The organism is Vibrio sp. 2130-1, assembly GCF_033339515.1.
The window spans coordinates 1-577 of sequence record NZ_JAWOUT010000532.1; the positions used below are offsets into that span (position 1 = coordinate 1).

The 577-nt window shown below is 50.8% G+C and carries 1 protein-coding gene; it reads right to left on the reverse strand.

Features of this window, described 5'->3' with window-relative positions:
* A partial coding sequence (locus tag R7Q09_RS27230) for a tryptophanase (RefSeq protein WP_318144092.1) occupies window positions 1-577 on the reverse strand: 577 nt, incomplete at both ends.

Sequence of the window (577 nt, forward strand, 5' to 3'; positions counted from 1 at the left end):
GGAAGCGAGCCGTAAAGTGACGTAAAACCGGAGGCTCATATTCGAACGTCAAACCTTTCAATTCATGAGCTCGGTTCTTCAACTCGATCAACGCATCCGCGATATAGTCCATGTGGTCGTTAGTATAGACTCGACGTGGAATCGTTAAGCGCATTAATTCAAGCTCAGAGGCTTTCTGTTCACCCGTTTCAGGGTCACGTCCGAGCAACAATGAGCCAATCTCAACAGCTCGAATCCCAGCCTCCAGATACAACGCATTGCACAAGGCTTGTGCTGGGAATTGATCGGCTGGAATGTGCGGCAATATTTTCGCCGCATCAACAAACACCGCATGGCCACCAGTTGGATATTGGATTGGAATTCCCCCCTCCCGTAGACGCTCGCCCAAGTATTGCACCTGACTGATTCGATAATGCAGGAAGTCTTCATCCGCGCCCTCATACAAGCCACGGGCTAAAGCCTCCATATCGCGCCCAGCCATGCCGCCATAAGTGACAAAACCTTCCATAGGAACGCAGCGCGTTTGCACCGCTTGGAACAACTCTTGATGATCACGAATACAGCACATGCCACCAAT